This window comes from Sphingomonas panni (assembly GCF_022664435.1).
GTDB classification, from domain to species: domain Bacteria; phylum Pseudomonadota; class Alphaproteobacteria; order Sphingomonadales; family Sphingomonadaceae; genus Sphingomonas; species Sphingomonas panni.
The window spans coordinates 432,736-452,354 of the sequence record NZ_JAKREU010000002.1 but is presented as its reverse complement, the minus strand read 5'-3'; the positions used below and the strand labels follow the sequence as shown (position 1 = coordinate 452,354).

The window sequence follows — 19,619 nt, the reverse complement described above, 5'->3', positions numbered from 1 at the left end:
GAGTCTTCCTCCTTGCACCGGCTCCCCCCGATTCCACCGTTACTCGGCGGGAACTGCGCCTTCGGGCATCTGATCGACCCGCACGCTGCGACCGGCCAGGGCCTCGTCGAACTGGTGCTTGTCGAGCTTGCCTTCCCACTTTGCGACCACGACGGTTGCTACCGCGTTACCGATGAAGTTGGTGAGGCTGCGGCATTCGCTCATGAAGCGGTCGACGCCGAGGATCAGCGCCATGCCAGCAACCGGCACGCTGGGGACGATCGACAGCGTGGCGGCGAGGGTGATGAAGCCCGCACCGGTGACGCCAGCCGCGCCCTTCGACGACAGCATCGCCACGGCGAGGAGCAGGATCTGCTGGCTGAGCGTCAGTTCGACGTTGCATGCCTGGGCGATGAACAGCGCCGCCATCGTCATGTAGATGTTGGTGCCGTCGAGATTGAACGAATAGCCGGTCGGCACGACCAGGCCGACGATCGACTTCGGAATGCCGGCGCGCTCCATCTTTTCGATCAGCGAGGGCAGGGCGCTTTCCGACGACGAGGTCCCCAGCACCAGCAGCAGTTCGGCCTTCAGGTACGAGATCAGCTTGAAGATCGAGAAGCCGCAGAAATGCGCGACCGCTCCCAGGATGACCGTCACGAACAGGAAGGCGGTCAGGTAGAAGGTGCCGACCAGCGCGGCGAGGCTGAACAGCGTGCCGATGCCGTATTTGCCGATGGTGAAGGCCATCGCGCCGAACGCACCGATCGGGGCCGCCTTCATGACGATCGCGACGACCTTGAAGAAGGCGATCGAGATGTCGTTCAGCGCGTCGAGCACGCGTTCGCCCTTGTCGCCGATCATGGCGAGGCCGATGCCGAACAGGATCGCGACGAACAGCGTCTGCAGGATGTTGCCCTCGGTCAGGGCCGAGATGAACGTGTCGGGGATGATCCCGGTCAGGAATCCGGTGATCGTCGAATCATGCGCCTTTTCGGCATATTCGGTGATCTTCGACGTATCGAGCGTCGAGGGATCGATGTTGAGCCCCGCGCCCGGCTGTACGACGTTGCCGACGATCATGCCGATGATGAGCGCAAGCGTCGAGAAGGTCAGGAAATAGGCGAACGCCTTGCCCGCAACGCGGCCGACGCTGGACAGGTCGCGCATCCCGGCGATGCCGGTGACGATCGTCAGGAAGATGACCGGGGCGATGATCATCTTCACCAGCTTGATGAAGGCATCGCCGATCGGCTTGAGCGCTTCGCCGGTCGAAGGGTAGAAATGTCCGAGCAGGACGCCTGCAACGATGGCGACCAGGACCTGCGCGTACAGATGCTTGTACCATGGCTTCGCGGCCGGGGGTACCGGCGGGTGAGCGGTGTCGGTGGCAAATTTCATGCGGCGACCTTTCATCCTCTGTTTGCGCCGGTCCCGACTCTTTGCGGCGGTTGGCGCTTCTGGAACGATTAAACCGCACGCAACCAGGCTTGTCGTGATTGCAATCGTATTTGGCAAGCCATTGGAAAATAACGAATATCATTAACAGACAGCCGGATTTTGCCTTGATTTTCGCCAGCTTTGCCGCGCAGAGTGCAGATTGTTGCACATGGCAGGATGGCCACGTACAACCCGTCCATGCGCAGGCGGGCGGGGACATGGTGGATCGGTTGGATATTGGGCGGGCTGCTGCTCAGTATCGGCGTGGCGACGCTGGTCGGCCGAGCCGTCGAGCGCCGCGCCCAGGCCGAAGCGTTCGCCAAGATCGATAGCGATGCCCGGTTGCGGCAGGGGTTGCTGACCAGCGAGATCGCACGCTTCCGGCTGCTGCCGCTTGCGCTGGCCGACGACCGCGACGTCATCGCGGCGGTACGCGGTGATGCGGCGGCGCGGCTGACGCTGAATGCGAAGCTGGCCGCGCTGGCCCGCTCCACCTCGGCCAGCGTCATCTATGTCGTCGGTCGCGACGGGGTCGCGATCGCGGCCAGCAACGCCGGGGAACCGGGCAGCTTTGTCGGGAGCAGCTATGCCTTTCGGCGCTATTACCGGGATGCGGTGCGGACCGGGGCCGGCACCCAATTCGCGCTCGGCACGGTCAGCCATCGCCCAGGCCTCTATCTCAGCCGCCGTACGCCCGAGGGGGGCGTGGTCGTGGTGAAGCTGGAGTTCGACCGGATCGAGCGCGAATGGCGCGCGGCGGGCGGCATCACCTTCGTCACCGATGCGGCCGGGGTCATCCTGATTTCGAGCGAACCGCGCTGGCGCTTCGCCACCACGCGCAGCATCGCGCCGGCGGTGGCGGCCGCCGTGCGTGCCGACAGCGGTGCCGCCACGCTGAAGATGCCGCCCTTCGCCATGCTCGGCGACTCGCTGCGGCTGAACGGACAGCGGCGGACGCTGCAACATGCCGTGAACCCGCCGGGGGAGGAAGGGTGGCAGGTCCATCTGGCGATGCCGTTGCCGCCGACGATCGGCGACACGGTCAGGACCAGCGCACTGGCGGCGGCGGCGCTGACGCTGGCGCTGGTCGGGGCCGTGTGGGGCCTGTGGCAACGGTCGCGCCGTCGCGCGATGCGCACCGTCGAACTGGAAGCGGCGGTCGCTGAGCGGACGCAGGAACTGCGCGCGGAGATCGAGGAACGGATCGCCGCCGAAGCGCGTGCGGCCGAACTGCGCGACGGCTTGCGACAGGCCAACCGGCTGGCGGCGCTGGGGCAGATCACTGCCAGCGTGGCGCATGAGACGGCGCAGCCGGTGGCCGCGATTCGCAATTATGTCGCCGCCGCCCGTCAGCTGCTGACACGCGGCGATACGGGCGCGGTGGACGACAATCTGGGTGCTATCGCCCGCCTGACCGATCGCATCGGGCTGGTTACCGCCGAGCTGCGTGGCTTTGCGCGCAAGGGGAGCGGCACGATCGGGCCGATCCGGCTCGCGGAGGTCATCGACGGCGCGCGCCTGATCCTGAAGGAACGGCTGTCGACCGTCGGCTTCGATGTGCCACCGATTCCCAACGACCTGATGGTGATCGCGGGTCGGGTGCGACTGGAGCAGGTGCTGGTGAACCTGTTGCGGAATGCGGTCGAGGCATTGGCCGGGACCCCCGACCCGCGCATCGCCATCGAACTGCACGCCGATCCGCAAACCATATCGCTGATCGTCGCCGACAATGGTCCCGGCATCGATCCGAGTGTCGCCGAACGCATGTTTACCCCGTTCGTCACCAGTCGCGCCAACGGGCTGGGACTGGGCCTGGTGATCGCACAGGATATCATGACCGATATGGGTGGAACCTTGCGGCTATTGCCGTCGGAACGGGGGGCGCGGTTCGAAGTGACGCTGCGGCGGGTGCCATGAGCGGGTTTCCGATGCCCCGTGCGGGCCGGGTCGCACTGGTCGAGGATGACGAGGATCTGCGCCTGTCGACGGCGCAGCTGCTGACGCTCGCCGGCTTCGACGTCGTCACCTTTCCGGCCGCCCCGCCGGCGTTGCTGGCGATCGATGCCGATTTCGACGGGATCGTCGTTACCGATGTGCGGATGCCGCACATGTCGGGCATCGAACTGTTCCGCACCCTGCGCGAACGCGATCCGACCCTGCCCGTCGTGCTGGTTACCGGTCACGCCGATGTCGAGACGGCGGTCGATGCGATCAAGAACGGGGCATGGGATTTCCTGTCCAAGCCGTTCGATCCCGATGCGCTGATCGCCGCGGCGACCCGGGCGATGGCGGCGCGGTCGCTGGCGCTCGACAATCGCCGGTTGCGAGCCGAGGCCGCCAGCGGCGAGGAGATGGCGCTGGTCGGGCGCTCGCCCGCGATTGCGCGGCTGCGGGAAATGATACCGGTCCTCGCCGATGCGGATATCGACCTGCTGATCGAGGGGGAGACGGGGACGGGTAAGGAATTGCTCGCCCGCGCGATCCACCGCGCGGGGCGCCGCGCGCGGCATCGGTTCGTCGCCATCGCCTGCGCCGCGTTGCCGGGACAGGCGATCGAGGACGAATTGTTCGCGACCATCGGCGATCGCGGCATCGTCGGCGCGCAGCGCGGGACGCTGTTCCTCGACGATATCGACCAGGCGTCGCGCGGGCTGCAGGGGCGATTGACGCAGGTGATCGAGGACCGAGCTATCCGCGGGCCACGCGATGTGGTGCCGGTCGATATCCGGGTCATTGCCACCGCCGCCGAAGAGGCGCAGCGCGGGCCGGATGCCATCGCGCCTGCGTTGCTCTATCGGCTGGCTGCCGTCCGGCTACGCATTCCGCCGCTGCGCGAACGACGCGACGATGTGCCGCTGCTGTTCGCGCATCTGGTCGACCTGTCGGCCAAGCGGCTGCGGCGCGACGTGCCGCCGCTGACCCACGCCGCGCGCGACCTGCTGGCGCGACACGACTGGCCGGGCAATGTCCGCGAACTGGCGCATTTCGCCGACCGGTTCGTACTGGGGCTGGAGGGTAGCGGCGGGAGCGACGGCGGCAGCGACGCCACCCGCCCGCTGCCCGAACGGATCGCGGCGTTCGAGCGGGAGGCGATCCTGTCCGCCATCGCCGCGACCGGCGGGGAGATCGGAGCGGCGATCGAACGCCTCGGCATTCCGCGCAAGACCTTCTACTACAAGGTGCAGCGGCTGGGCATCGATCTCAGGAGCCTGCGCGGGCAGTAAGGAGCTTCGCCTTATTCCAGCCCGTCCTCGGCGACATAGGCAAGGCCGGCACGCGCCTCCAGCGCGGCACGGTCGCGCATCATGATCCGTCCGCGCGAACACCGCACCATATGCTCGCCCTCCAGGATGTGGAGGCAGTCGGTAACGGTCGCACGGCGCAGGTTCAGCGTCGCGGCGATTGAGGCATGGGTGACCGACATGGTATCGCCGTCGATCCGGTCGTCGATCATCAGCAGCAGCCGGGCGATGCGCCGTTCGGGAATGTCGCGCAGTGCCGATGCCAGCGTCCGCGCCGTCTGCATCGAGAAACGCTGGCCGAAGCTCAATATCGCCTTCAGCAGCGCATTGTCCTCGTTCGCCGCCTCGACGACCGCCTGCGCCGGGATGACGATCGCGCTGCCCGACTGAATATGCGCACGCGCAGTGAACGGCGTCGGCTGGTCGCTGAACAAGCGCGACCATCCGACCACGCCGTCGCGGCCGATCATGCCGACATCCTGCGACGATCCGCCCGTCGACAGCGACAGCATCGCCGGAGCGCCTTCGGGAAAGACCAGTCGTTCGATCGCCTCACCGCTGCGGGTAAGAATATCCCCGGGTTGCAGAATGACCCGGGTGGCGACGAGCGCCAATTTCCGCCGCGTGTCGGGACGCATTGCGCCCAACAACCGATTCTCCGTCGTCGGGATGATAGTAGATGTTTCGCCCGAGCGATCGATATGCATTGCGAAAGCCATTTCCCGTCTTGTGCCTGCAAGATTTGGCGCAATCCAGCCGTCCCAGGCATCTTGTACGGAACCGTACATCGGTACGATTTCGCGCATCGTTCGGCATCGTCGTTTCGTTAGGTCGTGACAACGATCCAGGGAGACGGTGTCATGGACGAGCAAATGTTGGTGACGCACGCGTTTGATGCGCGGGCGAAGCGGCGCGGGGAGCGGCGCGATTTCTTCAAGATGCTGGGCGGTGCCGCTGCGGTTGGCGGCGCCGCTTTTGTTATGGCGCATTCCGACCAGGCCAATGCACAAAGCGGTCCGACCGATGCGGACATTCTGAACTTCGCGCTGAACCTCGAATATCTCGAAGCGCAATTCTATTATTTTGCGGCGTTCGGCAGTGGGCTGCCCAACTCGATCCTGACCGGCACCGGCACGCAAGGGGCGGTCACCGGCGGGCGCCAGGTCAGCTTTTCCGATCCGCTGGTAGCGCAATATGCCCGCGAGATCGCAGCCGACGAACGCGCCCATGTCGAGTTCCTGCGCACGGCGCTGGGCAGTGCGGCGGTCGCGCAGCCGGCGATCGATATCAGCGCATCGGCGAACGGCGCATTCTCGGCGGCGGCACGCGCGGCGGGCCTGATCGGTGCAGGCGCATCGTTCGATCCCTATGCCAGCGACGAGAATTTCCTGCTCGGCGCGTTCATCTTCGAGGATGTCGGCGTCACCGCCTATAAGGGTGCGGCACCGTTGCTGAGCAGCAAGACGTTCCTCGAAGCCGCTGCGGGCATCCTCGCGGTCGAGGCCTATCACGCCGCGATCGTGCGCACGACGCTCTATGCAAAGGGGATCGCGACCCCCTCGGCGCAGCTGATCCAGGCGACCGACGCGATTTCGAACGCACGCGACAGCCTCGACGGCAGCACCGATCTCGATCAGGGGCTGACCCCGCTGTCGAGCAATCCGAACGCCAGCAACATCGCGCCGCTCGACACGAACGGCATCGCGTACAGCCGCTCGGCCGGACAGACGCTCAACATCGTCTATCTCAACAACGCCCAGGTGAATGGCGGCGGCTTCTTCCCGAACGGGGTGAACGGCAACATCCGCGCCAGCGCCGCCAACTGAACCTGAGGAGAGACAAGATGCATAACGATCCCATCCTGCAGGTCCTCGAAGCCTGCGACCAGCGGCGCAACGCGCGTCGCGAATTCATGCGCTTCGCCGGCGGTGCCGCGGTCGCCACGGCGGGCGCATCGGTACTGGCGGCGTGCAGCGACAGCGGCGGCGGTTTCATCACCCCCGGACCGACGCCGACCCCGACGCCGACCGCGACCACCGCGCTGACCGACGCGGACGTACTGAACTTCGCGCTGAACCTCGAATATCTCGAGGCGCAGTTCTATTCCTTCGCCGCAACCGGCGCGGGCCTGCCCAACAGCAGCCTGACCGGTACCGGCACGCAGGGCGCGGTCACCGGCGGGCGGCAGGTCAACTTCACCGATCCCCTGGTCGCGCGCTATGCCCGCGAAATCGCGGCGGACGAGATCGCACACGTCAACTTCCTGCGCAGCGCGCTGGGCGGATCGGCGGTCGCGCAACCCGCGATCGATATCGGCGTGACCTCGACCAGCGCCTTCTCCAACGCGGCGCGTGCCGCCGGGTTGATCGGTGCGGGTGCGGCGTTCGACGTCTATGCCACCGACGAGAATTTCCTGCTCGGTGCGTTCATCTTCGAGGATGTCGGCGTGACCGCGTACAAGGGGGCGGTCGGCTTCGTCAGCAACAAGACCTTCCTCGAAGCTGCGGCCGGCATCCACGCGGCGGAAGCCTATCACGCCGGCCTGGTGCGTACGGTGCTGTATCGCAAGGGCGTGGCGACACCGTCGCTGATCGACGCGACCGAAGCGATCTCGACCGCGCGCGACAGCCTCGACGGCAGCAGCGATCTCGACCAAGGCATTCGTGCGACCGGTTCGGGAAATGCCACCGCGTCGAACATCGTGCCGACCGATGGCAGCGGCATCGCGTTCAGCCGGACGCCGGGCCAAGTGCTCAACATCGTCTATCTCGACCGGACGGCGAAGACGGCGGGCGGGTTCTTCCCGAACGGCGTCAACGGCACGATCCGCTCAAGCGCGGCAAACTGATGGGAGGGCGGCGTTCCGGTGTGCGGAACGCCGCCCCACCTCAGGCTGGCGGCGGGGTGACCAGCCGCCGATAGGCTTCCTCGGGCGCGCCATAGGTCATCGCGGCCATCTCCAGCAGCTTGTCCCGGTCGCGGACGATGACTCGGCCGCGCACCGATTTGATGGCGAGGGTTTCCTCCAACCGGTGCAACGCATCGGTGATGCTGCTGCGCCGTACCGCCAGCATCAGGCGAAATTCCTCGTGCGTCATGACGATCTCGTCGCCGCTGACCCGGTCGTGATACAACAGGATCCAGCGCGCCAGCCGTCGCTCGACCGGATGCGACAGCGCGGACACGACGGTCCGCCCCATCTGGATCAGGAATACCTGGATGAACCGCAGCAGCGCGGCGCGCAGCGTTTCGCTCCGCTCGGTCGCTTCCAGCAGCTGCGCCGTCGATATCCTGAGCGCGGTGCCGGGTTCGGCGCGCAGTACCACGTCGTGCGGCGACCGGTCGTCGCCCAGCAGGACCGGCCAGCCGACATAGCCGTCCGCCCCGAGCAACCCGACCGCATGTTGCCGTTCGCCGTCGATAACCTCCAGCACGGCGGCAATGCCGCCTTCGAGAAAATAGACATGCTCGATCGGCTGCCCGACGTGCAGCAGCGTGTCGCCGACCGCCAGCGTGACGCGCTCCAGCGCAGGTTCCAGCAGGGCACGGTCCGACGGGCTGAGCGCCGCCAAGAGCCGGTTTTCGGGGTTCGTCGCGGGAACAGGGGCCGTGCGGTTCGCGATGTCGCTTGATACGGTTGTCATGACAGGCATTTTCCACGGCAATTGCGACAAGGCAAATACCAACCGATACGCGTCGACTCTTTCCCGGCAATTAAGCGCGCGCGATCCGCATTGCCGTTTGCCTGCACCTTGCATAGACAGGGCGCGACCGTGCCCAGCATACACGCCCTTGCCAATCCACGCCGATTCCTTGCGATCGCCCGTCCGCTGACGCCGATACTGGTGTGGGCCGGCCTTGTGCTGTTCGGCTTCGGCTGCTGGGCGGGGCTGACGCAGACGCCGGCGGACTATCTGCAGGGCGACAGCGTCCGTATCCTCTATGTTCATGTGCCTGCCGCCTGGCTGGGGATGGGGGGCTGGTCCAGCCTTGCCATCGCCAGCATCGTCTATCTGGTGTGGCGCCACCCGTTGGCTGCCGTGGCCGCGCGGGCGATCGCGCTGCCCGGTGCGCTGTTCACCGCGCTTTGCCTGATGACCGGATCGATCTGGGGACGGCCGACCTGGGGGACGTGGTGGCAATGGGACGGGCGACTGACGTCGATGCTGCTGCTGTTCTTCGTCTATCTTGCCTATCTGGCGCTGGCCCGTGCCGATGCCGACCGCGACGGCGATGGACGTATTCCGGCGTTGTTCGGCATTGCCGGCACCGCGTTGCTGCCGGTTATCCGCTATTCGGTGCTGTGGTGGCGGACATTGCATCAGGGGCCGAGCATCACGCTGACCAAGTCGACCATCGACCCGTCGATCCTGTGGCCGCTCTTCTTCACCACCGGCGGGGCGAGCCTGTTGTTCGGTGGGATCGTCCTGATGCGGATGCGTACCGATCTGGCGCGGATCAAGGCGGAGGCGCGGATGCGTCGGCGGGCGGCGGCATGAACCATTGGGCTTTCATCGTGGCCGCCTACGGCGTGACGCTGGGCGGGATCGCCGCGATCACTGTCGCGTCATGGGTCGCGATGCGCCGGGCGGAGCGGAAATGACACCGAAACGGCAACGCATGACGCTGGCGCTGCTGGCGGTGGTCGCGATCGTCGGCGCGGTGCTGCTCGCCATGTCGGCCTTGGGCGAAGAGGCGGCGTTCTTCTATGCGCCTGCCGATGCCGCCGCCGCCCCGCTCGACAAGCCGGTGCGACTGGGCGGCATGGTCACGGCCGGATCGGTGCGCCGCGCGGCCGATGGTGTCACGATCGACTTCACCGTGACCGATGGCAAGGCTACCGTCCCGGTGCGCTTTGCCGGGATCGTCCCCGACCTGTTCCGCGAAGGCTCCGGCGTGGTGGCGGAAGGACGCTTCGTGCGGGGTGGGGGGTTCGTCGCCGACAACCTGCTTGCCAAGCATGACGAGCGCTATATGCCGCCGCAGGTCGCGGGCAAGATGCACAAGAGCGAGAGTATCGTGCAGTGATCGCCGAGGCAGGTCTGGCGGCTTTGTGGCTGGCGGCGGCGATGGCGCTGCTGCAACTGGCGATGGCGTCGATCGCGCTGTCGTCGCGTGCCGCCGAGCCGCCCGCGATCGTCCGCGACCTGCTGGCAGCGGTGCGGCCGGTCGCGGTGGCGCAGGGGGTGCTGGCCGCCGGAGCCTTTGCCGCGCTGATCGCCGTCTTCGCGCGGACCGACCTGTCGGTGCTGCTGGTCGCCGAAAACAGCCATTCGGCCAAGCCGATGCTGTACAAGGTCGCCGCGACCTGGGGCAATCACGAAGGGTCGATGCTGCTCTGGGTAACGGTGCTGGCGCTCGCAGGGGCGGGGATCGCGCTGTTCGAACGGTTGCTGGCGACGCGGACCCATGCCGCGACGCTGGCGGCGCAGGCGGCGATCGCCGCCGGCTTCTACGCCTTCCTGCTGTTCGCCTCGAACCCCTTTGCGCGGCTGTCGCCAGTGCCGCGCGACGGGTTGGGCCTCAACCCGTTGTTGCAGGATCCCGGGCTCGCCTTCCATCCGCCGACGCTCTACCTCGGTTATGTTGGTCTTTCGGTCGCCTTTTCGTTCGCGGTTGGGGCTTTGGTCACCCGCGATGTCGGGCGCGATTTCGCCCGCGCGATGCGGCCCTGGGTGCTGGGTGCGTGGATTTTCCTGACCATCGGTATCACGGCCGGCAGCTATTGGGCCTATTACGAGCTGGGCTGGGGCGGCTGGTGGTTCTGGGACCCGGTCGAAAACGCGTCGCTGATGCCATGGCTCGCGGCGACCGCATTGCTCCATTCGGTGACGGTGCTGGCGACGCGTGACGGGCTTCGCGCGTGGACAATCATGTTGTCGGTCGTCGCCTTCTCAATGTCGATGGTCGGCACCTTCCTCGTCCGGTCGGGCATCCTGACCAGCGTCCACGCCTTTGCCGTCGATCCGACGCGGGGCGGGTTCATCCTTGCGCTGCTGATCCTCTACATCGGCGGAGCGCTGGCGCTGTTCGCCTTTCGGGTCGGCACCGTCCGGCAGGGGGCGCTGTTCGAACCCGTCAGCCGGGAAGGCGGGCTGGTTTTCAACAATCTGTTGCTGTCGGTGATCCTTGGCATCGTGCTGATCGGGACACTCTATCCGCTCGTCGCCGAGGCGTTCGGAGTCCAACTGTCGGTCGGGCCGCCGTTCTTCAATCGCGCTGCCGGGCCGATCGCACTGTTGCTGGTCGCGGGCATGGCGGTCGGGCCGTTGCTGCGCTGGCGGCGCGATCAGGGGATGGCGGTGCTGCGACGCGTTGCGGTGCCGGGCGCCGTGACGATCGTTGCGTTTCTTGCGGCAATGCTGTGGGTGGACAGCGGCTGGTTGCCGAAGTTCGGCCTGGCGCTGGCGGCCGGGCTGGCGGTTGCCAGCGTGCTGCCGCTGGTCGGGCGCAGCCCGTGGCGCACGCCGCTGCCGATTTGGGGCATGGTCGTCGCGCATCTGGGCATCGCGGTCAGCCTGGCCGGCATGGCCAGCGACAGCGCGTTCACGCAGGAACGACTGGTCGCGGCGGCACCGGGCGAACATCACCGGGTCGGACCGTTCGATATCCGCTTCGACGGGATCAAGCCGGTGGTCGGCGATAATTGGTCGGCGGTGCAAGGGCATCTGACGGTGACGCGTGGTTCCGCCAGCCCCTTCGTCATGCGGCCCGAACAGCGGTTCTTCGCCAACCCGCCGACCGAAACCAGCGAAGCTGCGCTCGCAACCTATTGGGACGGGCAGCTCTATGCCGTGCTGGGCCGCGACGACACGGGCGGGCGGCGGCAGCTGCGACTGTGGTGGAAGCCGTTCGTCACGCTGATCTGGGCCGGCGGCGGGCTGATCGCGCTGGGCGGGGCCATCGCGCTGGTCGGGCGCGTGCGACGGCGGAGGGCGCGATGAACCGTCGACTGCTGTGGGTGCCGCTGCTCGCGTTCGTCGCGATCGCCGGTCTGTTCGCGTGGATGCTGCCGCAGCAGAGCGACCGGCAGGTCCGGTCGCGCCTGATCGGTAAGCCGCTGCCGGCGTTCACGCTGCCACCCGCCGCACCCGGCAAGCCGGGCCTGGCGACGGCTGCGTTCCGGACGGGTAAACCCCGGCTCCTCAACGTTTTCGGCAGCTGGTGCGTGCCCTGTGCCGCCGAAGCGCCGCAACTGGCCAAGCTCGCGCGCGCCGGCGCGACGATCGACGCCATCGCGATCCGCGACACGCCCGCCGACGTTGCGCGCTTCCTGTCGGCCAATGGCGATCCCTTCGCCGCGATCGGCGATGACCGCAACAGTTCGGTCCAGCTGGCACTCGGGTCGTCGGGCGTGCCCGAAACCTTCGTCATCGACGGGCAGGGGCGGATCGCGCATCAGCATATCGGTGCGATCAACGATAGCGATGTGCCGGTGCTGCTCGAAAAACTGCAGGCTGCGCAATGAAGCCGTTCTTTGCTCTGACCCTGCTCATCGCCGCGCCCGCCTTCGGACAGTCGCGCGTGCCGCCCCCCGCGCTCGCCGACACGCAATTGCCCGACGCGGCGCAGGAACGCTCCGCCAAGGCGCTGATGGAAACGCTGCGCTGCCTGGTCTGCCAGGGCCAGTCGATCGCCGACAGCGATGCCGACATGGCCGCCGACATGCGCGCGCTGGTCCGGCAGCGGATCGCCGCCGGGGAACAGCCGGTCGCGGTACGGGACTGGCTGATCGAGCGCTATGGCGATTATGTCAGCTACGACCCGCCGCTGTCGGGAGCGACCGGGCCGCTGTGGCTGGCCCCCATCGCGCTGCTCGTCATCGGCGGCCTGCTGGCGCGGCGTAGTCTGAAGGGGCGGCGGCGATGAACGGGTGGCTGATCCTCGCGCTGCTGCTGCTGGCGGTGTTCGGTTTGCTGGTCGCGATGCGCGTTACCAAGCCGCTTTGGGGCTTCGTCGGCGCGGCGCTGATGCTCGGTGCGGCGGGCTATGCGTGGCAGGGGCGGCCGACAATCGCCGGCGAGCCGCGCACCGCCCAACGGACGATGCAGCCACCGGATATGGCCGCCGACGACCTGCGCGACGCGATCTGGGGCCGGTTCACCTATGATTACGCCTATGCCGTCGCCGCCGATGGCCTGGCGCGTGCCGGCGCGACGCAGGCAGCGGCGAATGCGATACTGGGCGGGTTGCAGCGTGCGCCGAACAGTGGGCGGTTGTGGACGCGGCTGGGGTCGGCGATCCTGGCGCATGACGGCGGGCAGGTGTTGTCGCCTGCCGCCCGCACCGCCTTCACGCGCGGGATGAGGGCTGCGCCCGATCATCCTGGGCCATATTTCTACTACGGCATGGCGTTGATCCAGACGGGTGATCTGCCCGGTGCCAAACAAGCGTGGCTCGCCGCACTGGCCCGCACGCCGCGCACCGCTTCCTATCGCGAGGATCTGGCGATGCGGCTCGTCCTGCTCGACCGGCTGATGGCGATGCGGCCGGTGGCATCGGCGCGGTAGGGCGGCGACTGCCACCCGACCGCGCCCCAATTTATGCGCCGCGGCCGGTCTTCTCCTGCAAGGCGTCGATGGCCTTCGATGCATCGGCCTTGGTCAGCGAATCGTCGAACGGTTCGCCGGCTTCCTCGCTCAACGTCTTCAGATAGGATGCCTGGGCGCCGGTCATCGCTTCGTCGCCGGTCGTCCAGTCGTCCGGGTCCTTTTCCGCGTTGGAAAAGGGTTCGCTCTTGGGGTTCGGATGGTCGGTCATCATCGTTCCTTTCACCGCGATCAACCGGTCCGTTCTCAATTCGTTCCGTCAAGTCACCGCGTTGCGGGCATGATATTTCGGATCGTCCCAGCTGCCGTCGGCCAGCACCTGACGCAGGATATCGACCGCGCGCCACAGGTCCGCAAACCCGATATAGAGTGGCGCGAAGCCGAGGCGCAGCGCGTCCGGCGCGCGAAAATCGCCGATCACGCCGCGATCGATCAGCGCCTGGCAGATCGCATAAGCGTCAGGGTGGCGGAACGACACATGGCTGCCGCGCCGTGTCGCATCACGCGGGCTGATGAGCGTAAGGTCGGGGCAGTGGGCCTCGACCAAGGCGATGCACGCATCACCCAGCGCGCGGGACTTGGCAAACAGCGCAGCGCGGTCCACGCCATCGAACTGCGCAATTCCCTCCTCCAGCGCCGCCATGGCGAGGATCGAGGGGGTGCCGCACTGGAAGCGGGAGATGTCCGCCGCCGGCGCATAATCGTCGCCAAAATCGAACGGCGCGGCATGGCCCATCCAGCCCGACAGTGGCGACCGCAACGTCGCCTGATGCCGTTCCGCAACATACAGGAAGGCTGGCGCGCCGGGGCCGCCGTTCAGATATTTATAGCCGCATCCGACCGCCAGATCCGCATTGCAGCCGTTCAGGTCGACCGGCACCGCGCCGACGCTATGGCTAAGGTCCCAAAGGATCAGCGCGCCCTTCGCCTGTGCAGCGGCGGTGATGCGGCTCATGTCGAGCATCGCGCCGCTCTTGTAATGGACATGGGTCAGCAGCACGACCGCAACGTCGTCGTCGATCGGCTCGACAATGTCGGCAGCCGGCACCGTACGCACCCGTGCGTCACCTACGCTCCATGCCGCGCCGTCCGCCATATAGAGGTCGGTCGGGAAATTGCCGGGTTCGGACAGGATCGTCTTTCGCTCCGGTCGTGCCTTAAGCGCGGCGACAAGGAGCTTGTAGAGATTGGCCGAGGTTGAATCGGCAACGACCACTTCGTGCGGGCGTGCGCCGATGACCGGCGCGATCTTCGCACCTATCCGCCGTGCCGCGCCGATCCAGTCATGTGCGTTCCAGCTGCGGATCAGCCCTTCGCCCCATTCACCGGTCGTCACCGCCTGCAACCGGGCAGGCGTGCCCTGGGGCAGGGCGCCCAGCGAGTTACCGTCGAGATAGATCACCCCTTCGGGCAGCGCGAACCGGTCGCGAAACCCGCGCAGCGGATCGGCGGCGTCGAGCGCCTCCGCTTCGGCCAGCGTCATCGCGCTCATAGCGCCACCCGCACCGCGAGCAATTCCGGGAAGAACACGTCGTCGATCACCTTTGCCAGATAGGGAACGCCCGCCGTCCCGCCGGTGCCGCGCTTGAAGCCGATGATCCGTTCGATCGTCTTCAGATGGCCGAACCGCCACAGCTGCACGCGATATTCGAGGTCGACCAGTTTCTCGGCCAGTTCGTACAGGTCCCACCAGCGATCGGGGTCCTGATACACCGCCTGCCATGCCGTCTCGACGACGGGCGATGCGACATAGGGCTGGGTGAAGTCGCGCTCCAGCCGGTCGGCGGGAATGGCGAACCCGCGCCGCGCGAGTAGCCGCAGCGCTTCGTCATACAGGCTGGGGCGGGCAAGCGCGTCTGTCAGGACGGCCTGTGCCGGCGCATCGCCGTCATGTGCCGCCAGCATCGCCGCCTTCTTGGCACCGAGCATATATTCGAGCAGGCGATACTGGACCGACTGGAACCCCGAACTGCCGCCAAGCTTCCCCCGCATTGCCGAATAATCGGCCGGGGTGATCGTCGCCAGCACCTCCCAGCTCTGGATCAGCTGCTGCTGCACGCGGGCGACGCGGGCCATCATCTTGAACGCGCTGCCCAGCCGGTCGGCGATGATCGCCTGCCGCGCCGCCTCCAGCTCGTGCAGGCACAGCTTGATCCATAGCTCGGACGCCTGATGGATGATGATGAACAATAGTTCGTCGTGCGTGTCCGACAGCGGCGTCTGGCAGGTCAGCAGCGTGTCGAGCCGCAGATAGCTGGTATAGGTCGGACCCCGTTCGGGCGGGGCCGGCCGATCCGCCTCGCGGCTCTCCATTATTGCGATCCGCCCATGTCACGGAAGCTGTCGGGCACATCGGTGCGCGGGTGGCCCGAGGGCGTTGGTAGCGGTTCGATCACCGGCGATTCGGGAGTGTCGAACCCGCCCTCCCATTTCGCGATCACGCTGGCGGCGATGGCGTTGCCGACGACATTGGTCGCGGTGCGGCCCATGTCGAGGAAGTGATCGATGGCGAGGATCAGCAGCAGCCCGGCTTCGGGAATATTGAACATGCCGAGCGTCGCGGCGATTACCACCAGGCTGGCGCGGGGTACCCCGGCAATCCCCTTCGACGTGACCATCAGTACCAGCAGCATCAGGATCATCTGACCCCAGCTGAGGTCGATGCCGTATGCCTGCGCGATGAAGATCGACGCGAACGTCATGTACATCATCGACCCGTCGAGATTGAACGAATAGCCGAGCGGCAGCACGAAGCTGGCGATGCGCGGCGGCACGCCGAACCGGTCGAGCGCTTCGAGGGTGCGCGGATAGGCGGCTTCGGACGATGCGGTCGAAAAGCCCAGCAGGATCGGATCGCGCAGATAGCGCAGCAGCATCTTCACGCGCGGCCCGATGATGAGGAACGCGATGCCGATCAGCACCGTCCACAGCGTGGCGAGGCCGAGATAGAAGCTGCCCATGAAATAGGCGAGGTCGCCGATGATCCCCGGACCCCGCTCGGCCAGCGTCGCGGTCACCGCCGCGAACACGGCGAAGGGGGCAAAGCGCATGACGTAATCGGTGACCTGCAACATCACCGCGACGAGGCCCTCCAGTGCACGGACCAGCGGCTTGCCCTTGTCGCCCACGGCGGTCAGCGCGACGCCGATGAAGAGCGAGAAGATGACGATCTGCAGGATTTCGTTCGTCGCCATCGCCTCGATGCCCGACGCCGGGAAGATATGGCCGACGAACTTGACGAAATCGAACGCCGGCTTGGCGACGCCGGTATCGGCGGTGACCGGCGGGACGGGCAGGCCGAGGCCGACGCCCGGCTGCAGCAGGTTGACCAGCAACAGGCCGAGCATCAGCGAGATGAAGCTCGCCATCACGAACCAGCCGAACGAGCGCAGCCCCACGCGGCCGAGCGACGAGCTGTCGCCCATATGCGCGATGCCGACGACCAGCGTCGAGAAGACTAACGGCGCGATGATCATCTTGATCAACCGCAGGAACACGGTGGTCACGGCGGAGAGATAATAGGCAATGCTCTTCAGCGCCGCCGTGCCGCTGCCGCCGCCATCGTCCAGCCCCGCGTTCAGCGCCCAGCCGAGGACCAGCCCCGCCGCCAGCGCGATAAGAATGAAAGTCGTAAGCCGCTTGGCCATCGGTCGTCCCTGTTCGTTTGCGCGCAAAGGGAGGGGAATGTTTCGTCCGGGTCAACCCCCGGTGCATTCGGGCATCTTGGCAAGTGGCGCGCCGCTGCGTATCGAGCCGGAATGACCTCGACCAACGATGTTCGCCGCTCGTTCCTCGATTTTTTCGAGAAGGCCGGCCATGCCCGCGTGCCGTCGGCACCGCTCGTTCCGCAGAACGACCCGACGCTGATGTTCGTCAATGCGGGCATGGTGCCGTTCAAGAACGTGTTCACCGGTCTCGAAACGCGGCCCTATGTGACGGCCACGTCGTCGCAGAAATGCGTGCGCGCCGGGGGCAAGCATAACGACCTCGACAATGTCGGCTATACCGCGCGGCACCACACCTTCTTCGAGATGCTCGGCAATTTCTCGTTCGGCGATTATTTCAAGGAACAGGCGATCCTGAACGCCTGGACGCTGCTGACGCGCGACTGGGGCCTGCCGGCGGAGAAATTGACCGCGACCGTCTACCACACCGACGATGAAGCGTTCGCCCTGTGGAAGAAGATCGCCGGGCTGCCCGATCACAAGATCATCCGCATCCCGACCAAGGACAATTTCTGGGCGATGGGCGACAGCGGGCCGTGCGGTCCCTGCTCGGAAATCTTCTACGATCACGGCGAGCACATCCCCGGTGGCCCTCCCGGTTCGCCGGATGAGGATGGTGACCGCTTCGTCGAGATTTGGAACCTGGTGTTCATGCAGTTCGAGCAGGACGCCAACGAGATCGTCGGCGAACTGCCCAAGAAGTCGATCGACACCGGCATGGGCCTCGAACGCATCGCAGCGGTAATGCAGGGCGTGTCGGACAATTACGACACCGATACCTTCAAGGCGCTGATCGCCGCGTCGTGCGAACTTACCTCGACCCGCGCCGAAGGGCCGACCCGGGCCAGCCACCGCGTGATCGCCGATCACCTGCGCGCGTCCGGCTTCCTGGTCGCCGATGGCGTGCTGCCGGCCAACGAAGGCCGGGGCTATGTCCTTCGCCGCATCATGCGCCGCGCGATGCGCCATGCGCATCTGCTGGGTGCCAAGGAGCCGTTGATGCACCGGCTGGTCGGCTCGCTGGTGTCCGAAATGGGCGCGGCCTATCCCGAACTGGTTCGCGCGCAGCCGTTGATCGAAGCGACGTTGCAACAGGAGGAAACCCAGTTCCGCCGCACGCTCGACAAGGGGCTGAAGCTACTCGACGAAGCGACCGCCGACCTGGCCGAGGGCGCGACGCTGGCCGGTGAGACCGCGTTCAAGCTCTACGACACCTATGGCTTCCCCTATGACCTGACCGAGGACGCGTTGCGTGCGCAGGGATACGGCGTCGACCGTGCCGGTTTCGACGCGGCGATGGCCGAACAGAAGCGTGCTGCCCGTGCCGCGTGGAAGGGCTCGGGGGCCAAGGCATCGGACGATATCTGGTTCGACGTCCTCGAAACCGCCGGACCGACCGAATTCATCGGCTATTCGGTCGAGGCGGGCGAGGGGCAGGTCGTCGCCATCGTCAAGGACGGCGCGCGGGTCGATTCTGCGCAGGTCGGCGACGAGGTGCTGGTGCTCACCAACCAGACGCCTTTCTATGCCGAAAGCGGTGGCCAGGTCGGCGATGCCGGCACCATGGCAACCGAGGCGGGGCTGAAGGCCACCGTCAGCGACACCGCCAAGCAGCTCGGCAAGCTCCATGCCCATGTCGCAACGATCGACGCGGGCACGCTGAAGGTCGGCGACAGCGTTGCGCTGACGATCGACACCGTGCGCCGCGCGCAGATCCGTGCCAACCATTCGGCGACGCACCTGCTGCACGAGGCGCTGCGCGAACGGCTCGGCACCCATGTCGCGCAAAAGGGATCGATGGTCGCGCCCGAACGCCTCCGCTTCGACTTCTCGCAGCCGTCGCCGATCGCCGCCGATGCGCTCGCCCTGGTCGAGGCCGACGTCAACGCGCAGGTGCGCGGCAATGGCAGCGTCACCACCCGGCTGATGACCCCCGACGATGCGATCGCGATGGGCGCGATGGCGCTGTTCGGCGAGAAGTATGGCGACGAGGTCCGGGTCGTGTCGATGGGACAGGATGCCGAAGGCACCTATTCGATCGAACTGTGCGGCGGCACGCACGTCAACGCGCTGGGTGAGATCGGCCTGTTCAAGATCGTGTCCGAAGGCGCGGTGTCGTCGGGCGTCCGCCGGGTGGAGGCCCTGACCGGCGAGGCCGCGCGGCAATGGCTCGGCAATCGCGACGCCAAGCTGCGCGAAGCCGCCGCAGCACTGAAGGCGACGCCCGACGAAGTGCCGGCGCGCGTCGCGCAACTCGTCGAGGATCGTCGCCGGCTTGAACGCGAACTGGCCGAGGCCAAGAAGGCGCTGGCGATGGGCGGCGGTACCGGTGCAGCACCGGCCGGTCCCGAACAGGTCGGCGATATCGCGTTCCTGGGCCAGGTCATCGACGGCCTCGACGCCAAGGCACTGCGCGGCACCATCGACGAAGCGCGTGCGCGGGTGCCGTCGGGCGTCGTTGCGCTCGTGGCGGTCAATGACGGCCGTGCCTCGGTCGGCGTCGGTGTGTCGAGCGATCTGACCGGCCGCATCAGCGCGGTCGATCTGGTCAAGGCCGCCGTGGCGGCGCTTGGCGGGCAGGGCGGCGGCGGTCGCCCGGACATGGCGCAGGGCGGCGGCCCCGATGGCAGCAAGGGCGACGACGCCCTCGCCGCGATTCGCGCGCTGCTGGCAAACTGACCATC

The 19,619-nt window shown here is 66.8% G+C and carries 19 protein-coding genes; 12 read left to right on the top strand and 7 right to left on the bottom strand.

Going from position 1 to position 19,619, the window contains the following annotated elements; all coding sequences use genetic code 11:
* Positions 1-39: 39 nt before the first annotated feature.
* Positions 40-1,380, bottom strand: coding sequence for a dicarboxylate/amino acid:cation symporter (locus MF609_RS06970; protein ID WP_242415575.1), 1,341 nt, complete (start codon positions 1,378-1,380; stop codon positions 40-42).
* Positions 1,381-1,617: 237 nt separating this feature from the next.
* On the opposite strand from MF609_RS06970, the gene MF609_RS06965 reads away from it, so the two are divergent.
* The gene (locus MF609_RS06965) at positions 1,618-3,336 is read left to right on the top strand and encodes a sensor histidine kinase (RefSeq protein ID WP_242415574.1); all 1,719 of its coding nucleotides are present in this window, start codon (positions 1,618-1,620) and stop codon (positions 3,334-3,336) included.
* Complete coding sequence (locus tag MF609_RS06960) at positions 3,333-4,643, top strand: sigma-54-dependent transcriptional regulator (protein ID WP_242415573.1); 1,311 nt, start codon at positions 3,333-3,335, stop codon at positions 4,641-4,643. Before MF609_RS06965 ends, MF609_RS06960 begins: the two co-directional genes overlap by 4 nt.
* Positions 4,644-4,654: 11 nt before the next feature.
* Here MF609_RS06960 and MF609_RS06955 read toward each other — a convergent pair whose 3' ends face one another.
* Positions 4,655-5,380: a Crp/Fnr family transcriptional regulator gene (locus MF609_RS06955; RefSeq protein ID WP_242415572.1), complete on the bottom strand. Its 726-nt coding sequence runs from the start codon at positions 5,378-5,380 to the stop codon at positions 4,655-4,657.
* A gap of 141 nt (positions 5,381-5,521) precedes the next feature.
* On the opposite strand from MF609_RS06955, the gene MF609_RS06950 reads away from it, so the two are divergent.
* Entirely contained in the window at positions 5,522-6,487 is a 966-nt protein-coding gene (locus MF609_RS06950) for a ferritin-like domain-containing protein (RefSeq protein ID WP_242415571.1), read from the top strand.
* Between the two features lie 17 nt (positions 6,488-6,504).
* Positions 6,505-7,509, top strand: coding sequence for a ferritin-like domain-containing protein (locus tag MF609_RS06945; RefSeq protein ID WP_242415570.1), 1,005 nt, complete (start codon positions 6,505-6,507; stop codon positions 7,507-7,509).
* 40 nt (positions 7,510-7,549) lie between these two features.
* Here the strand turns inward: MF609_RS06945 and MF609_RS06940 are convergent, their stop codons facing one another.
* Complete coding sequence (locus MF609_RS06940) at positions 7,550-8,305, bottom strand: Crp/Fnr family transcriptional regulator (RefSeq protein WP_242415569.1); 756 nt, start codon at positions 8,303-8,305, stop codon at positions 7,550-7,552.
* 129 nt (positions 8,306-8,434) lie between these two features.
* Here MF609_RS06940 and ccmC point away from each other — a divergent pair, with 129 nt between their 5' ends.
* The 7 genes from ccmC to MF609_RS06905 are packed head-to-tail and all read left to right on the top strand — an operon-like array spanning position 8,435 to position 13,171.
* A complete protein-coding gene (ccmC, locus tag MF609_RS06935) occupies positions 8,435-9,160 on the top strand; it encodes a heme ABC transporter permease CcmC (protein WP_242415568.1) in 726 nt (241 codons plus the stop codon).
* On the top strand, positions 9,157-9,264 hold the full coding sequence (ccmD, locus tag MF609_RS06930) for a heme exporter protein CcmD (RefSeq protein WP_242415567.1): 108 nt from the start codon (positions 9,157-9,159) through the stop codon (positions 9,262-9,264). The genes ccmC and ccmD overlap by 4 nt, the downstream gene beginning before the upstream one ends.
* Positions 9,261-9,689 (top strand): cytochrome c maturation protein CcmE, encoded by a 429-nt coding sequence (gene ccmE / locus MF609_RS06925; protein WP_242415566.1) that lies wholly within the window; start codon positions 9,261-9,263, stop codon positions 9,687-9,689. The genes ccmD and ccmE overlap by 4 nt, the downstream gene beginning before the upstream one ends.
* Positions 9,686-11,605: a heme lyase CcmF/NrfE family subunit gene (locus MF609_RS06920; RefSeq protein WP_242415565.1), complete on the top strand. Its 1,920-nt coding sequence runs from the start codon at positions 9,686-9,688 to the stop codon at positions 11,603-11,605. The genes ccmE and MF609_RS06920 overlap by 4 nt, the downstream gene beginning before the upstream one ends.
* Entirely contained in the window at positions 11,602-12,129 is a 528-nt protein-coding gene (locus MF609_RS06915; protein ID WP_242415564.1) for a DsbE family thiol:disulfide interchange protein, read from the top strand. The genes MF609_RS06920 and MF609_RS06915 overlap by 4 nt, the downstream gene beginning before the upstream one ends.
* The gene (locus MF609_RS06910; protein ID WP_242415563.1) at positions 12,126-12,530 is read left to right on the top strand and encodes a cytochrome c-type biogenesis protein; all 405 of its coding nucleotides are present in this window, start codon (positions 12,126-12,128) and stop codon (positions 12,528-12,530) included. The genes MF609_RS06915 and MF609_RS06910 overlap by 4 nt, the downstream gene beginning before the upstream one ends.
* On the top strand, positions 12,527-13,171 hold the full coding sequence (locus tag MF609_RS06905) for a tetratricopeptide repeat protein (RefSeq protein ID WP_242415561.1): 645 nt from the start codon (positions 12,527-12,529) through the stop codon (positions 13,169-13,171). The genes MF609_RS06910 and MF609_RS06905 overlap by 4 nt, the downstream gene beginning before the upstream one ends.
* 31 nt (positions 13,172-13,202) lie before the next feature.
* On the opposite strand, the gene MF609_RS06900 is transcribed toward MF609_RS06905, so the two are convergent.
* The 4 genes from MF609_RS06900 to MF609_RS06885 are packed head-to-tail and all read right to left on the bottom strand — an operon-like array spanning position 13,203 to position 16,857.
* Positions 13,203-13,421: a DUF3072 domain-containing protein gene (locus MF609_RS06900; RefSeq protein WP_242415559.1), complete on the bottom strand. Its 219-nt coding sequence runs from the start codon at positions 13,419-13,421 to the stop codon at positions 13,203-13,205.
* 48 nt (positions 13,422-13,469) lie between these two features.
* A complete protein-coding gene (gene kynU, locus MF609_RS06895) occupies positions 13,470-14,693 on the bottom strand; it encodes a kynureninase (protein WP_242415622.1) in 1,224 nt (407 codons plus the stop codon).
* Between the two features lie 5 nt (positions 14,694-14,698).
* Positions 14,699-15,523, bottom strand: coding sequence for a tryptophan 2,3-dioxygenase (locus MF609_RS06890; RefSeq protein ID WP_242415558.1), 825 nt, complete (start codon positions 15,521-15,523; stop codon positions 14,699-14,701).
* A complete protein-coding gene (locus MF609_RS06885) occupies positions 15,523-16,857 on the bottom strand; it encodes a dicarboxylate/amino acid:cation symporter (RefSeq protein WP_242415557.1) in 1,335 nt (444 codons plus the stop codon). Before MF609_RS06885 ends, MF609_RS06890 begins: the two co-directional genes overlap by 1 nt.
* 111 nt (positions 16,858-16,968) lie before the next feature.
* Between MF609_RS06885 and alaS the strand changes: the two genes are divergently transcribed.
* Entirely contained in the window at positions 16,969-19,614 is a 2,646-nt protein-coding gene (gene alaS / locus MF609_RS06880; RefSeq protein ID WP_242415556.1) for an alanine--tRNA ligase, read from the top strand.
* The last annotated feature ends 5 nt before the right edge of the window (positions 19,615-19,619 follow it).

What these genes read in the sequence shown, in the direction of transcription:
- MF609_RS06970 (WP_242415575.1), bottom strand. Translation starts at nt 1,380, where the DNA reads ATGAAATTTGCCACCGACACCGCTCACCCGCCGGTACCCCCGGCCGCG.
- MF609_RS06965 (WP_242415574.1), top strand. Translation starts at nt 1,618, where the DNA reads ATGCGCAGGCGGGCGGGGACATGGTGGATCGGTTGGATATTGGGCGGG.
- MF609_RS06960 (WP_242415573.1), top strand. Translation starts at nt 3,333, where the DNA reads ATGAGCGGGTTTCCGATGCCCCGTGCGGGCCGGGTCGCACTGGTCGAG.
- MF609_RS06955 (WP_242415572.1), bottom strand. Translation starts at nt 5,380, where the DNA reads ATGGCTTTCGCAATGCATATCGATCGCTCGGGCGAAACATCTACTATC.
- MF609_RS06950 (WP_242415571.1), top strand. Translation starts at nt 5,522, where the DNA reads ATGGACGAGCAAATGTTGGTGACGCACGCGTTTGATGCGCGGGCGAAG.
- MF609_RS06945 (WP_242415570.1), top strand. Translation starts at nt 6,505, where the DNA reads ATGCATAACGATCCCATCCTGCAGGTCCTCGAAGCCTGCGACCAGCGG.
- MF609_RS06940 (WP_242415569.1), bottom strand. Translation starts at nt 8,305, where the DNA reads ATGACAACCGTATCAAGCGACATCGCGAACCGCACGGCCCCTGTTCCC.
- ccmD (WP_242415567.1), top strand. Translation starts at nt 9,157, where the DNA reads ATGAACCATTGGGCTTTCATCGTGGCCGCCTACGGCGTGACGCTGGGC.
- ccmE (WP_242415566.1), top strand. Translation starts at nt 9,261, where the DNA reads ATGACACCGAAACGGCAACGCATGACGCTGGCGCTGCTGGCGGTGGTC.
- MF609_RS06915 (WP_242415564.1), top strand. Translation starts at nt 11,602, where the DNA reads ATGAACCGTCGACTGCTGTGGGTGCCGCTGCTCGCGTTCGTCGCGATC.
- MF609_RS06910 (WP_242415563.1), top strand. Translation starts at nt 12,126, where the DNA reads ATGAAGCCGTTCTTTGCTCTGACCCTGCTCATCGCCGCGCCCGCCTTC.
- MF609_RS06905 (WP_242415561.1), top strand. Translation starts at nt 12,527, where the DNA reads ATGAACGGGTGGCTGATCCTCGCGCTGCTGCTGCTGGCGGTGTTCGGT.
- MF609_RS06900 (WP_242415559.1), bottom strand. Translation starts at nt 13,421, where the DNA reads ATGACCGACCATCCGAACCCCAAGAGCGAACCCTTTTCCAACGCGGAA.
- kynU (WP_242415622.1), bottom strand. Translation starts at nt 14,693, where the DNA reads ATGACGCTGGCCGAAGCGGAGGCGCTCGACGCCGCCGATCCGCTGCGC.
- MF609_RS06890 (WP_242415558.1), bottom strand. Translation starts at nt 15,523, where the DNA reads ATGGAGAGCCGCGAGGCGGATCGGCCGGCCCCGCCCGAACGGGGTCCG.
- MF609_RS06885 (WP_242415557.1), bottom strand. Translation starts at nt 16,857, where the DNA reads ATGGCCAAGCGGCTTACGACTTTCATTCTTATCGCGCTGGCGGCGGGG.
- alaS (WP_242415556.1), top strand. Translation starts at nt 16,969, where the DNA reads ATGACCTCGACCAACGATGTTCGCCGCTCGTTCCTCGATTTTTTCGAG.